This window comes from Staphylococcus canis, from assembly GCF_016238445.1.
Lineage (GTDB): Bacteria > Bacillota > Bacilli > Staphylococcales > Staphylococcaceae > Staphylococcus > Staphylococcus canis.
On the sequence record NZ_JABANU010000024.1, the window covers coordinates 1 to 12,539 of the forward strand.

Sequence of the window (12,539 nt, forward strand, 5' to 3'; positions counted from 1 at the left end):
TAACCAAGTTGCCCGCTTTTGTATTCTTGTAATATTTTAAGTTTGAAATCTAAACTATAACTTTTATTCATAATTAAACACCCCAAAAGTTGAATTTTGTAGGTTCAACTTTTGGGGTGCAGTACAAAATACTGTACTCTTTTCTTTTTTCAACAAATCATCGTTGTGAGAGATTATTTTAATGCCTTGTCTTTTATTACGGTCTATCTCGAGTTCCAATTTATCTTTCATCAATTCGATATATTCCAAATCATATTGAATTGTTCTCTCTGTCAAATCGAATTCATGTGCTAAATCAACTACAGAAATATAATCCTCATTACGAATGATTTTTTCTAAAATTTCATATTGTCTATGACTCAGCAAAGGTTTCCCTCCTTGTATTTATATTGTAAACGCTTTCCATTGCGCTTTGGTATGCAATCTTATTCATATAAAAATACGAAATCATGCATACCTAATACGCTATTCGTCTTCTCTTGACTTTATTAGTGTTCTTTTATACATTGAATTTAAATAAAAATATGCACTAGGGGTGTTTTTTTAACTGAGATGAGGTGTACCTCAAACCCTTCGAACCTGAACCAGTTCGTACTGGCGTAGGAAAGTGTAGCGTAGGTATAACTCTGTCTTTTGGGCGCAACTTTCCACGTAAGGTTGCGTATTTTTTTATATTTTTTTGGAGGTTATGCATATGTCTAGAACAGTATTAGTAACAGGCGCGAGTCGTGGATTAGGTGCCATCACTGCGAAAACGCTCGCGAATCAAGGGTTTAATGTTATTGTGAATTATCATCAAAATCAAGAAGCTGCAGAACAAGTTGTGGCTGAAATTGGTACAGATCGTGCGGTTGCTCTTCAAGCTGACGTTACAAATCGTGACGCTGTTGAAGCGTTAGTCGAAAAAGCGACAGCTCATTTTGGTCAAATTGACGTTGTTGTGAATAACGCACTCGTTGGATTCAAATTTGATCCAGATGCTCAAAAATCATTCAAAGACTTAGAGTGGTCAGATTATCAACAACAACTTGATGGCACAATTAAAGGTGCATTCAACGTTACTCAAAGTGTTATCCCACAATTTTTAGAGCGTCAAAGCGGAACAATTATCAGTATCGGCACAAACTTATATCAAAATCCAGTTGTACCATATCATGAATATACAACAGCTAAAGCAGCTTTAATTGGATTCACACGTAATATCGCATCAGAACTCGGTCAACACGGTATCAATGCGAATGTCGTTTCAGGTGGATTACTAAAAACAACAGATGCTAGTGCCGCAACAACACCTGAAGTGTTTGATTTAATCGCACAATCCACACCGCTGCGCAAAGTCACAACACCTCAAGACGTTGCGAACATGGTCGCATACCTTGCGTCTGAACAAGCAGACGGTATTACAGGTCAAAATATTACAGTCGATGGCGGACTCACAATGAACTAATATTAAAGGAGTATGATTATGTCTAAAGTAGCACACACCCCTTTACATATTGGGGTCTTACTATATGGATGCGGTCACCATCAAGCCGCTTGGTTAATGGAAGATTCGAGTATTGAACGCGTGGGAGACATTACATACTACCAAGAACTCGCACAACTCTCAGAAAAAGGATTACTTGATGCCGTCTTTTTTGCGGACAATCAATCCTTTCCCGCAACAACTGACCGAACGATGCCTGCCTTTTGGTTTGATCCGATTGTGAATTTAACTGCGATCAGTCAAGCGACTACACACATCGGACTCGTCTCTACCATTTCGAGTACATTTTCAAACCCGTATACTGTCGCGCGTCAGTTACTCAGTTTAGATCACATTACAGGTGGCCGTGTCGGGTGGAATTTAGTGACATCAATGACTGATTTAGAAGCACAAAATCACAGTATGACGCATTTACCTGACCATGCGTCACGTTATGCGAAAGCCGCAGCATTTGCAGATGTGATGGATGAACTCCTCACTTCTTGGTCAACCGATCAATTCCTTGCAGACCGCACATCAAAACGTATTCTCGATTCAGAACATATTACACCTTTCGATTATAAAGACGACTACTTTCAAGTGAAAGGCCCATTATCAACACCACAAAGCCCGCAACATAAGCCAGTTGCTATGCAAGCAGGCGCATCGAAACAAGGTGTTGCATTAGCCGCAAAACATGCAGATGCTGTGTATGCTGTCGCATGGAATATGGAACAAGCCCGTTCATTTCGAGAACGTATCGATACAGCATTGCGTGACATTGGAGACACACGTCACATTCAAATCTTCCCAGGACTTGTAACTTACGTAGCAGACACGTATGAAGCAGCTTTAGAGAAAAAAGCAAAATTAGATGCTGCGCTACCGATTGAAGATGCTTTAAAACAATTGAGCTTTTTCGTGCAACAAGACTGTACCAAATGGGCATTAGATGAACCCGTTCCAGAACTTCCACCTCTATCTGAATTTACAGGCCCTTCTGGACGTTACGAAACAATACTCAACATCATTCAAGATAAACAACCAACTGTCCGTGAATTACTCGGTTACTTAAACGCAGGCGGTGGTCATCTGACATTAATTGGAACACCTGAAATGATTGTCGATGAAATGGAAGCTTGGTTCAATGCAGGCGTTGCTGATGGCTTTAATCTGATGCCACCAACATTGCCTCACAGTTTAGAAGATTTTGTAACATACGTCGTGCCAGAACTACAAAAACGAGGACTCTACCGTACACATTACACTGGTCAAACCTTCCGTGAACACTTAGGTTTGTCATAAATAAAAATATGGGACAGCACTAACACTTATCGTTAACGTTGTCCCTATTTTGAATTAACGAAAACGTTCTAACAACGCTTTCGGAATATGACAATAATCATCTGGATGACGATCTAAATAATCTTGATGTTCCGGAGCACTCGGCACAAACTGCGTCAATGGTAACACTTCCGCAATAATACGATCTGCATCCGCTCTAGACTGAATATACTCCGATACCTCCTCAAGATGTTGTGGCGTTGTACTATAAATTCCCGTGCGGTATTTTGGTCCAACATCTTCTCCTTGACGATTGTGTAGATATGGATTAATCGCTTCAAACAAATACGCAGTCAACGCTTTCGGACTCACAATTTTCGGATCAAACACCGTTTTAATACTCTCAACATAACCATCATAAGGCCCCTCTAACGTTGACGTCTCACCATTCGCACGCCCCGCTTCAGTCTCAACCACACCAGGTAAGGTTTTAATATAAGCTTGCGTTCCCCAAACACATCCACCTGCTAAATAAATCGTTTCCATCACTTCATCTCCTTTGTATAAACATCGTACCATGTGAACCCACACCGATACAGCTAGAATGTTGCAGGAGGACATGGTAAAGCCTATTGCCAGATGAGGTGGGAAGTGATTGACGGTGTTTCAAAAGCAGGATTTTCAGTGGAACTTCGCAACGTGCAGGTGTTAAATGAACAAATGCGCTTGGACGCATTTGTAAGAACCACTAACGTCTGGAGGTTTAATACGATGTTAATCTTTAAATAAACGACTCCTCCGAAGTGGTTCTTTAGAATCCTAACCGCTTCCTCAATGACCTTGGTGATAGACGGCATTTCGAGAGCTGAATTCTCGACAACCTTGTGCTAGGTGCGGTGGGAGGCTATGAACGGCATTTCGGAAGCAGGATTCTCGACAGAATTTCATAATGCGCTAAAATTAAAAACCAATTTTTGCGCATTATTCCATTCTGCTTGAATCCTAACCGCTTCCTCAATGACCTTGTGTGACCTTTGTGTTTTTGCTCGCTTTGGTGGGGTGTGTTTGTTATTGTTAGTGGTAGTGTTGTTTTTTATGGGGAATGCTTGAGTTTTTAATATACATAAAGGAGTGTTTGTATGAAAGGTTTTCGTTTGGGTGTTGTGACGGTTTCTGTTGGTTTGTTGGTTGCGGCTTGTTCGAATCAGGGTGCTGATAGTATTAAGGATGTGCCGGATGAGGGGCTTAAGTTGCAAGATAAGATTGTGAGTCAAATGAATTCGATTAATCATGCGGAGTCTGGTTTACAGAAGGCGCTGGATGCGTCGTTTAAAGATCAAGCGTCTGCGAAGGCGTTAACGGATGAGAAGGGGCCTGTGTTTGATTGGATTCAAAAACAATCTGATCGTTTGGATACTTTGAATGATCAAAAGAAAGCACTTAAAAAAGAAATTGATCAATTATCTAAGTATCAAGATGATGACAACAGTAAACTTGAAGGCAAAGCAAAGGCTGCACATGAAACATTAAACAAACTGTATCAAGAACTTGATGGCTATACGTCTACATACCGTGATTCATTAGATAAAGCAAAAGAAACGTTAAAACAATCTGGTAAAAAAGACGCTAAAATTAACGATCTTGAAAAAGGTTTAGATGACTATAATGCTTCAAAACAAGAGCTCAATAAACATGTTGAATCTATGAACCGCCAGTATCAAGATGCAACACAGAGTTTAGAGTCTTTAAAATCAGCCATTAAACAAGAGAAAGGCGGTGCGTCAGCATGAGATTAAAAAATGTTGTTTATGTTGGGACAGCAGCACTCTTTTTACTAAGTGCTTCAACAGCACAAGCTGCAGAAACTAAAAATGCGCAACCGATTGATATGTTGCCAAAACAAGATGTTCAGTTACCAACACAATTACCAAAAAATATGACATATGATAGTCAATATGATTTTAAGTATCCTAAAGATGGCGTAAAAGGGATTTATCTTACAGCGTATTCTACAAAAAATGAAAAGTTTCAAGAGTTGATTAAGTTAATTAACGACACGGAACTCAATGCGATGGTGATTGACGTGAAAGATGACCATGGTAATATCACGATGTCTCTGGATACGAATGATCCTTTAATCGAAAAATACACATTAGATGTGACGGAAGCGAAAACTGTGCTGAAGGAAATGGAGAAAAACAATATCTACCCTATTGCACGTATCGTAACGTTCAAGGATACCGCTTTAGCTCAAGATCATCCTGAATGGTCGTTTAAAGAAAATGGCAAAGTATGGCAAAATGACGGCGGCGATAGTTTTGTGAATCCATATTTAAAAGAAGTTTGGGATTATAACGTGAATGTGGCGAAAGAAGCGGCGAAGTTAGGCTTTAAAGATATTCAATTTGACTATGTTCGTTTCCCAGAAGGCTTTGAAAATAAAGCGAGTAGTTTAGAGTATGATAAAGGGCCTTTCAAAGATAGTGATAAAACAGATACCGAACAACGTGTTGAAAGTATTACGAACTTTGTCAATTATGCGCATCAGGAATTAAAACCATATGGCGTTGAAGTGTCTGCGGACGTGTTTGGTTACACGGCGCTTGTTAAAGAAGCAAGTGGTATAGGCCAAAGCTTCCCTCAAATTTCGAAACATGTTGATGCCATTTCAGCGATGATTTACCCAAGTCACTGGAGTCCAGGAGACTTTGGTTTAGATGCGCCTGATACAGAACCATATAAAGCGACAAAAGAATATATTGAACGTGAAAACGCGGTACTTGACGAATTAGGTAAGCAAAAACCGAAATCTCGCCCATGGTTACAAGACTTTACAGCGTCTTACCTTGGTGCAGGTCAATATAAAGATTACAACCAACAAGAAATTGAAGATCAAATTAAAGCATTAGAAGAAAATGACATTCACGAATTCTTATTATGGAATGCGGCGAATGACTATACTGAAGGTGTCGACTACACACCAACTGAAAAAGAAAAATAATTAAACAATCGTTTGCTGGGCATATTCAGCAAACGATTTTCTTTATATATGGCATTGTGCCCATCTATATTATCTCGTTTTAACCAACAACTCGACAGCTTGGTTAATTAAAGCTTGTGCGTCCTCATCACCATCTTCTGCTGCACGGACACATTCGACTAAATTTTCGCTAACGATAACGCCAATCAGACGTTGTAACGCATTTTTAGAGGCACTCACTTGCGTCACGACATCTTTACAATCCGCATCTTCTTCCATCATTTTGAGTATGCCATTCAATTGCCCTTGCACACGTTTGATTCGATTTTTCATTTTTTCATCATAGTTCATGGATTTTTACTCCTTTTCGCTAAGTTCATGTCATTATTTTATTGAACGTTTATGTTTAGGTCAAATACATATAGGGGTATCCCAAATATGATAAGATCACTATTAGCAGTATGTTGAGCGATACTCCCTTCCCTACTTTTGTTTATTTCTATCATTCAATCACAATATTAATCAAGACGTGCGAAATATTTTTAAATCATATCCTTGTAATCGGATAAGAATTATTATATTATGCTTATAAATACTCGTTTTTGGGAGGAACTATTCATGTCATTATTTTTATTAGAAACAACAGACTTATCATTTGCAAACAACAAAACTGAATTTGAAGATAAAGTAGAAACATTATCAAAAAGCGATAAAGCTGAACTTGTAGAAGTTCAAGTGACTGAAAACTTAACACACGGTTATTTTATTGTAGAAGCTGATGCTGAAAAAGATGCACAAGCATTACTCGAAGACAATGGCATCAAAGTGAGCCTTGTAAAAGAAGTACGTTTAGTTGGGAAATCATTAGACGAAGTAAAACAAGGCGATGTGAATATCGACTACCTTGTAACTTGGAATATTCCTGAAGGTATCACAATGGATCAATATTTAGATCGTAAAAAGAAAAACTCTGTACACTACGAAGAAGTACCAGAAGTTCAATTCCAAAGAACATATGTCTGCGAAGATATGTCAAAATGTGTATGCTTATATAACGCACCAGATGAAGATGCTGTGCGTCGTGCAAGAGAAGCAGTGGATACACCTATCGATGAAATTGAAAAAATATAATCTAATACGTGTGTAACAACACTGATGTATGATCGACATTTAATTAATTTTAGACGGGATATAAAGGCGTCACGTCCTTATAGTCCCGTCTCTATTTAAATTTAATCCTTACTACTTTGATAAGAATAATAGGAGGTTTACGTTGATTACAATAGAGCACCTTCACCACGCTTTTGGTTCAAATGAAGTCATTCAGAACTTTAATCTCAATATAGAAAAAAATAAGATTATCACTTTTATCGGTAAAAGTGGCTGTGGTAAATCAACTTTGTTAAACATTATCGGTGGTTTTTTAACACCAACATCTGGACATGTCTCAATTGATAATAAAATCAAACAAGAACCATCATCAGATTGTTTAATGTTATTTCAACATCATAACCTCTTACCGTGGAAAACAATTAACGATAATATTCGTCTCGGCTTAAATCGCAAAATTCGAAATGACGAAATTAATCAATACTTAGCAAAAGTCGGCCTTGAAGGCAAAGGCCATTACTTCCCAGATGCACTTTCTGGCGGGATGAAACAACGTGTTGCGATATGTCGTGCATTGATTCATCAACCTGACGTGATTTTACTTGATGAACCGCTCGGCGCATTAGATACGTTTACACGTTTTAAATTACAAGATCAATTATTGACGTTGCGCGATCATACAGACGCGACGCTCTTATTAGTGACACATGATATCGATGAAGCGATATACCTTTCTGATGAAATCGTCTTACTCGATGAAGGATGTAAAATCATCAACCAATATACTGTGCCATTATCACATCCACGTAACCGCAATGCTGACCAAATGGTGACGATTCGTAATCAAGTCATGGAAGATTTCGCGCTCAATCATCATATGGCTGAACCGGAATATCAAATTTAGGGAGGTATTGGCATGAAAAAAGGATTAATCATGATCATGACATTACTTCTCATATTAACGGGATGTGCACCGAAAGAAAAAACATCATCTCACGCTAATAAGGAAGTCATTAAAATTGGCTACCTCCCTATTACGCATGCAGCGAATTTGATGATGACTGAACAAGTCAATGCACACAATAAACATAGTCCTTATCAAATTAAATTGGTACAGTTCAATAACTGGCCAGATTTAATGGATGCGTTAAATAGTGGTCGTATTGATGGCGCGTCCACATTAATCGAACTTGCGATGAAAGCAAAATCAAAAGGCGCACCGATTAAAGCTGTAGCGCTTGGTCATCATGAAGGTAATGTTGTATTAGGACAAAAAGGGCATCATTTATCAGACTTCAACCACTCGGATGAGTATGCCTTTGCGATTCCACATCGCTACTCCACGCATTACTTATTACTTGAAACGATGCGTGACCAGTTAGGCGTACCCAAAGGCCATTTTCATTATCATGAAATGGCACCAGCTGAAATGCCTGCATCACTTAATGAGCATCGGATTGATGGTTACTCTGTCGCTGAACCTTTTGGTGCACTTGGCGAAAAGCTCGGTGCCGGGGATTTACTCGCACACGGTAGCGATATTATAAATGACGCTTATTGTTGTGTGCTTGTCTTACAAGAAGACCTCATCGATAACCATAGTGATGCTGCACAACAATTTGTCAGTGATTATAAACAAGCAGGTTATCAAATGACAGACCGCGCACGTAGCGTCGACTTAATGGCTCAAAAATATAAGCAAGATCGCAAGGTTCTTGAACAATCTGCACAATGGACATCTTATGGCGATTTAACATTAAAACAGTCTGGCTATAACGATATCGCAGCATTGGTTAATGAACATGATTTATTTGAAGCACCATCATATCAATCATTCGTCGATACGACGTTATATCAGGAGGGTTAATCATATGACGTCTTCACTTATAAAAAAAGGATTATTACCCTTCATTGCCTTTGTGCTTTTTCTCTTAATTTGGCAATTGGTGATATGGATTGGTGGATATAAACCGGTATTGCTACCTGGCCCGATTCTTGTGGCTGAGCATATTTGGCAATTCATCATAACCGGGGAAATATTTATCCACTTAGGTATTAGTTTATGGCGATTTATCGTAGGATTCGGCATTGCGGTACTTGTAGCAGTACCTATCGGCATATTATTAGGGCGAAACGATGTGTTTTATCACGCGATAGAACCGCTATTTCAATTGTTGCGTCCCATTTCACCGATAGCGTGGTCGCCATTTATCGTATTATGGTTTGGCATTGGAAGTTTACCTGCCATTGTCATTATTTTCATTGCCGCATTCTTCCCAATTGTCTTTAATACAATTAAAGGTGTGCGCAATATCGAAAAACACTATTTAAAAATCGCGAGTAATTTAAATTTATCTACATTCGCATTATATCGAGATATTATTTTTCCAGGCGCTTTCAAACAGATCATGTCTGGGATTCACGTTGCAGTCGGCACGAGCTGGATTTTCTTAGTATCAGGTGAGATGATTGGGGCTCAATCTGGACTAGGCTTTTTAATTGTCGATTCACGTAACATGTTAAATCTTGAAGACGTATTAGCGGCTATTTTCTTTATCGGCGTATTCGGCTTTATCATTGACCGACTCATCAGTTATATTGAAACATTTATTTTAAAACATTATGGAGAATCATTTTAAGGAGTGACCGAACATGACATTAGATGAACGTATTAAGAATGAACTGGACCCGTATGTTGTGGACATTGATAACGGAGACTATTACGCGAAACCATTTATTCAACATATTTTTGAAGATGGTAATTTTTCAAGTAAAGACTTATTGAAAAATGCACAAACAGTAGAAGCTGTCTCTCAGTCATGCTTAACAACCGGCTTTTGCTTATGGTGTCAACTTGCATTTTCAACCTATTTATCAAGAGCCACTCAACCTGAACTACACGATACATTACAACAACAACTTATGCGCGGTGAGGTATTTGGGGCGACAGGCCTTTCAAATCCTATGAAATCCTTCAATGATTTAGAACAATTTAACTTATCACATCATTATGATGGAGAGCGCCTTGTGGTAAATGGACGTTTACCTGCTGTGAGTAACATCGGTGAAGACCATTATTTCGGTGCTATTTCGAAACATCAAGATAGCGATGAGCTTGTGATGTTTATCGTTCGAGGCAATACACCAGGTATTACGCTCAACGCACCGAAGCAATTCCTAGGCGTTAACGGTTCTGCGACGTATGGTATTACATTTGAAGATGTCGTTGTGCCAGATGAGTGGATTATTTCTAAAGATGCTAAAGCGTTCGCAAGTGAAATCCGACCACAATTTGTCACATTACAAATACCAATCGCACTTGGTTCAATACGTTCATCTCTAGACTTGATTCATCAATTCTCAAATGCACAAAATGGCATTAATCAGTATTTAGAATATGATATTAAAGGGTATGAAGCACGTTACAATGCATTACGTTCTGAATATTATCAACTCATTGAAACAAATCCTGAAGCCCTTCAAGATCACTTCGCTGACATCATTCGTCTTAAAAAAGAACTGGGCTACTTATTGTTAGATGTGAACCAAGCATCAATGGTTAATGGAGGTTCTCGTGCTTATACACCAACATCACCACAAACACGAAAACTCAAAGAAGGCTTCTTCTTTGCCGCACTGACACCAACATTACGTCATTTAGGAAAATTAGAAGCTGAATTACAACACTCATAATACTGGAAAATATCTTTACGATACACTCAAGGACAAAACCCCCACAAAGCTTTGATCGGCTGTGGGGGTTTTTAACGTAACAAAAATATTACACCTTATGATTGCGTTATTGGCACATTGCTGCGTTCACACAACAATACGAAAAATGCACGAAGCTCAAGTGAACTCAATTCTAATATTGAATAGTCATGAAAGTAAAAATCAACTTATTATTTATGATATACATATCACGTGTTATGATAAAATGCAAGTTCAAAATATTTGATTAGGACAGATTTAAAGTCCTACTTTTTACGCCTCTTAAATTCTCTTGTACCCAAGTAAAAATACTTGCAGAACCTTTAAAAAGAAATTAATATAGCACATACAAAATTCTTAGCACAATTAATAATAATTACTGTTATATCTTTATTGACTGTATTATAATAGTGTCGAAGCGTGTTACAGGAAGGACAGGCCTTTCTATGTAATATGATCCCTCAAACTAACTAAACGAAAGGTGATAAGTATGTCAAATCAATCTGGTCAAAAAGACATCCTTATCGTTGGTGCGGGTATTTTAAGCTCGACTTTCGCATCAATGATGAAAGAACTAGAACCGAACTGGAACCTTAAGATTTACGAACGCTTAAGCAAACCAGGCGAAGAAAGTTCAAATGAACGTTACAATGCCGGAACAGGTCACGCTGCTTTATGTGAGTTAAACTACACAGTGCAACAACCTGATGGCTCAATCGACATTGAAAAAGCAAAAACAATCAATGAAGAGTTCGAGATTTCAAAACAATTTTGGAGTCACCTTGTTAAAAATCATGGTATTGGTGATCCTAAAGAGTTTATCCGACCACTTCCACACATCAGTTTCGTACGCGGTAAAAACAACCGTAAATTCTTAAAAGATCGTTACGAAGCAATGAAAGCATTCCCAATGTTTGAAGAGATTGAATACACTGAAGACATTGAAGTAATGCGTAAATGGATGCCATTAATGATGAAAGGCCGTAGCGCTGATGACATTATGGCTGCAAGTAAAATCGACCAAGGTACTGATGTAAACTACGGTGAATTAACACGTAAAATGGCGAAAGGTATCGAAAAACACCCTAACGCTTCTATTCACTTCAACCATGAAGTACGTGATTTCAACCGTCGTGGAGACGGCAAATGGGAAGTGACTGTAGTTAACCGTCAAACAGGTGAATCTGAAGTACAATTAGCAGATTATGTCTTCATCGGTGCCGGCGGTGGTGCAATTCCGTTATTACAAAAAACAGGTATCCCTGAAAGTAAACATTTAGGTGGATTCCCAATTACGGGTCAATTCTTAGAGTGTACAAACCCAGCTGTTATCGAAGAACACGGGGTTAAAGTATACGGTAAAGAACCACCTGGTACACCACCAATGACTGTACCTCACTTAGATACACGTTACATTAACGGTAAACAAACATTATTATTCGGACCATTCGCAAACATCGGTCCTAAATTCTTAAAATATGGTTCTAACCTTGACTTATTCAAGTCTGTTAAACCATACAACATCACAACATTACTGGCGGCAGCTGTGAAAAACTTACCATTAATCAAATACTCAATCGACCAAATCATCATGACAAAAGAAGGTTGCATGAACCACTTACGTACGTTCTACCCTGAAGCACGTGATGAAGATTGGAGATTATACACAGCTGGTAAACGTGTACAAGTTATTAAAGACACAGAAGAACACGGTAAAGGGTTCATTCAATTCGGTACTGAAGTGGTTAACTCAGAAGACCATTCTGTTATCGCTTTATTAGGTGAATCACCAGGGGCTTCTACTTCTGTATCTGTAGCACTTGAAGTATTAGAAAGAAACTTCCCTGAATATACTTCTGAATGGAAACCAAAACTTCAAAAAATGATCCCTTCATACGGTCAATCATTAATTAATGACGTAGAACTTATGAAGAAAACACGTCGTCAAACTTCTAAAGATCTTGAATTAAACTATTACGAGTAAAGGAG

General features: G+C 38.4%; 13 protein-coding genes and 1 riboswitch. Of the genes, 10 read left to right on the forward strand and 3 right to left on the reverse strand.

Annotated features, from left to right (window positions below):
* Nucleotides 1-63 precede the first annotated feature (63 nt).
* Complete coding sequence (locus HHH54_RS08865) at nucleotides 64-366, reverse strand: helix-turn-helix domain-containing protein (protein WP_198618483.1); 303 nt, start codon at nucleotides 364-366, stop codon at nucleotides 64-66.
* A gap of 155 nt (nucleotides 367-521) precedes the next feature.
* Nucleotides 522-623, forward strand: a riboswitch (TPP riboswitch).
* Nucleotides 624-694: 71 nt separating this feature from the next.
* Between HHH54_RS08865 and HHH54_RS08870 the strand changes: the two genes are divergently transcribed.
* Both HHH54_RS08870 and HHH54_RS08875 read left to right on the forward strand, forming a co-directional pair.
* Nucleotides 695-1,447 (forward strand): 3-oxoacyl-ACP reductase, encoded by a 753-nt coding sequence (locus HHH54_RS08870; RefSeq protein WP_198618484.1) that lies wholly within the window; start codon nucleotides 695-697, stop codon nucleotides 1,445-1,447.
* Nucleotides 1,448-1,465: 18 nt separating this feature from the next.
* Nucleotides 1,466-2,770, forward strand: a complete 1,305-nt coding sequence (locus HHH54_RS08875) for an LLM class flavin-dependent oxidoreductase (RefSeq protein WP_198618485.1) — start codon at nucleotides 1,466-1,468, stop codon at nucleotides 2,768-2,770.
* A gap of 54 nt (nucleotides 2,771-2,824) precedes the next feature.
* On the opposite strand, the gene HHH54_RS08880 is transcribed toward HHH54_RS08875, so the two are convergent.
* On the reverse strand, nucleotides 2,825-3,295 hold the full coding sequence (locus tag HHH54_RS08880) for a peptide-methionine (S)-S-oxide reductase (RefSeq protein WP_198618486.1): 471 nt from the start codon (nucleotides 3,293-3,295) through the stop codon (nucleotides 2,825-2,827).
* A gap of 593 nt (nucleotides 3,296-3,888) precedes the next feature.
* Here HHH54_RS08880 and HHH54_RS08885 point away from each other — a divergent pair.
* Both HHH54_RS08885 and HHH54_RS08890 read left to right on the forward strand, forming a co-directional pair.
* A complete protein-coding gene (locus HHH54_RS08885; RefSeq protein WP_198618487.1) occupies nucleotides 3,889-4,539 on the forward strand; it encodes a YkyA family protein in 651 nt (216 codons plus the stop codon).
* Nucleotides 4,536-5,750: a putative glycoside hydrolase gene (locus HHH54_RS08890; protein WP_198618488.1), complete on the forward strand. Its 1,215-nt coding sequence runs from the start codon at nucleotides 4,536-4,538 to the stop codon at nucleotides 5,748-5,750. The genes HHH54_RS08885 and HHH54_RS08890 overlap by 4 nt, the downstream gene beginning before the upstream one ends.
* A 69-nt stretch (nucleotides 5,751-5,819) precedes the next feature.
* On the opposite strand, the gene HHH54_RS08895 is transcribed toward HHH54_RS08890, so the two are convergent.
* Entirely contained in the window at nucleotides 5,820-6,080 is a 261-nt protein-coding gene (locus HHH54_RS08895; RefSeq protein ID WP_198618489.1) for a metal-sensitive transcriptional regulator, read from the reverse strand.
* Between the two features lie 267 nt (nucleotides 6,081-6,347).
* Here HHH54_RS08895 and HHH54_RS08900 point away from each other — a divergent pair, with 267 nt between their 5' ends.
* From HHH54_RS08900 to lqo, 6 genes are all read left to right on the forward strand, one after another.
* Nucleotides 6,348-6,860 (forward strand): DUF4242 domain-containing protein, encoded by a 513-nt coding sequence (locus HHH54_RS08900; protein ID WP_198618490.1) that lies wholly within the window; start codon nucleotides 6,348-6,350, stop codon nucleotides 6,858-6,860.
* Between the two features lie 142 nt (nucleotides 6,861-7,002).
* Nucleotides 7,003-7,743, forward strand: a complete 741-nt coding sequence (locus tag HHH54_RS08905) for an ABC transporter ATP-binding protein (protein WP_198618491.1) — start codon at nucleotides 7,003-7,005, stop codon at nucleotides 7,741-7,743.
* A gap of 12 nt (nucleotides 7,744-7,755) precedes the next feature.
* Nucleotides 7,756-8,706, forward strand: a complete 951-nt coding sequence (locus tag HHH54_RS08910) for an ABC transporter substrate-binding protein (RefSeq protein ID WP_198618492.1) — start codon at nucleotides 7,756-7,758, stop codon at nucleotides 8,704-8,706.
* Between the two features lie 4 nt (nucleotides 8,707-8,710).
* Entirely contained in the window at nucleotides 8,711-9,478 is a 768-nt protein-coding gene (locus HHH54_RS08915) for an ABC transporter permease (protein WP_198618493.1), read from the forward strand.
* 13 nt (nucleotides 9,479-9,491) lie between these two features.
* Complete coding sequence (locus tag HHH54_RS08920) at nucleotides 9,492-10,532, forward strand: acyl-CoA dehydrogenase family protein (protein WP_198618494.1); 1,041 nt, start codon at nucleotides 9,492-9,494, stop codon at nucleotides 10,530-10,532.
* Between the two features lie 508 nt (nucleotides 10,533-11,040).
* Nucleotides 11,041-12,534, forward strand: a complete 1,494-nt coding sequence (gene lqo / locus HHH54_RS08925; protein ID WP_198618495.1) for an L-lactate dehydrogenase (quinone) — start codon at nucleotides 11,041-11,043, stop codon at nucleotides 12,532-12,534.
* Nucleotides 12,535-12,539: the final 5 nt, after the last annotated feature.

What these genes read in the sequence shown, in the direction of transcription:
- HHH54_RS08870 (WP_198618484.1), top strand. Translation starts at nt 695, where the DNA reads ATGTCTAGAACAGTATTAGTAACAGGCGCGAGTCGTGGATTAGGTGCC.
- HHH54_RS08875 (WP_198618485.1), top strand. Translation starts at nt 1,466, where the DNA reads ATGTCTAAAGTAGCACACACCCCTTTACATATTGGGGTCTTACTATAT.
- HHH54_RS08880 (WP_198618486.1), bottom strand. Translation starts at nt 3,295, where the DNA reads ATGGAAACGATTTATTTAGCAGGTGGATGTGTTTGGGGAACGCAAGCT.
- HHH54_RS08885 (WP_198618487.1), top strand. Translation starts at nt 3,889, where the DNA reads ATGAAAGGTTTTCGTTTGGGTGTTGTGACGGTTTCTGTTGGTTTGTTG.
- HHH54_RS08890 (WP_198618488.1), top strand. Translation starts at nt 4,536, where the DNA reads ATGAGATTAAAAAATGTTGTTTATGTTGGGACAGCAGCACTCTTTTTA.
- HHH54_RS08895 (WP_198618489.1), bottom strand. Translation starts at nt 6,080, where the DNA reads ATGAACTATGATGAAAAAATGAAAAATCGAATCAAACGTGTGCAAGGG.
- HHH54_RS08900 (WP_198618490.1), top strand. Translation starts at nt 6,348, where the DNA reads ATGTCATTATTTTTATTAGAAACAACAGACTTATCATTTGCAAACAAC.
- HHH54_RS08910 (WP_198618492.1), top strand. Translation starts at nt 7,756, where the DNA reads ATGAAAAAAGGATTAATCATGATCATGACATTACTTCTCATATTAACG.
- HHH54_RS08915 (WP_198618493.1), top strand. Translation starts at nt 8,711, where the DNA reads ATGACGTCTTCACTTATAAAAAAAGGATTATTACCCTTCATTGCCTTT.
- HHH54_RS08920 (WP_198618494.1), top strand. Translation starts at nt 9,492, where the DNA reads ATGACATTAGATGAACGTATTAAGAATGAACTGGACCCGTATGTTGTG.
- lqo (WP_198618495.1), top strand. Translation starts at nt 11,041, where the DNA reads ATGTCAAATCAATCTGGTCAAAAAGACATCCTTATCGTTGGTGCGGGT.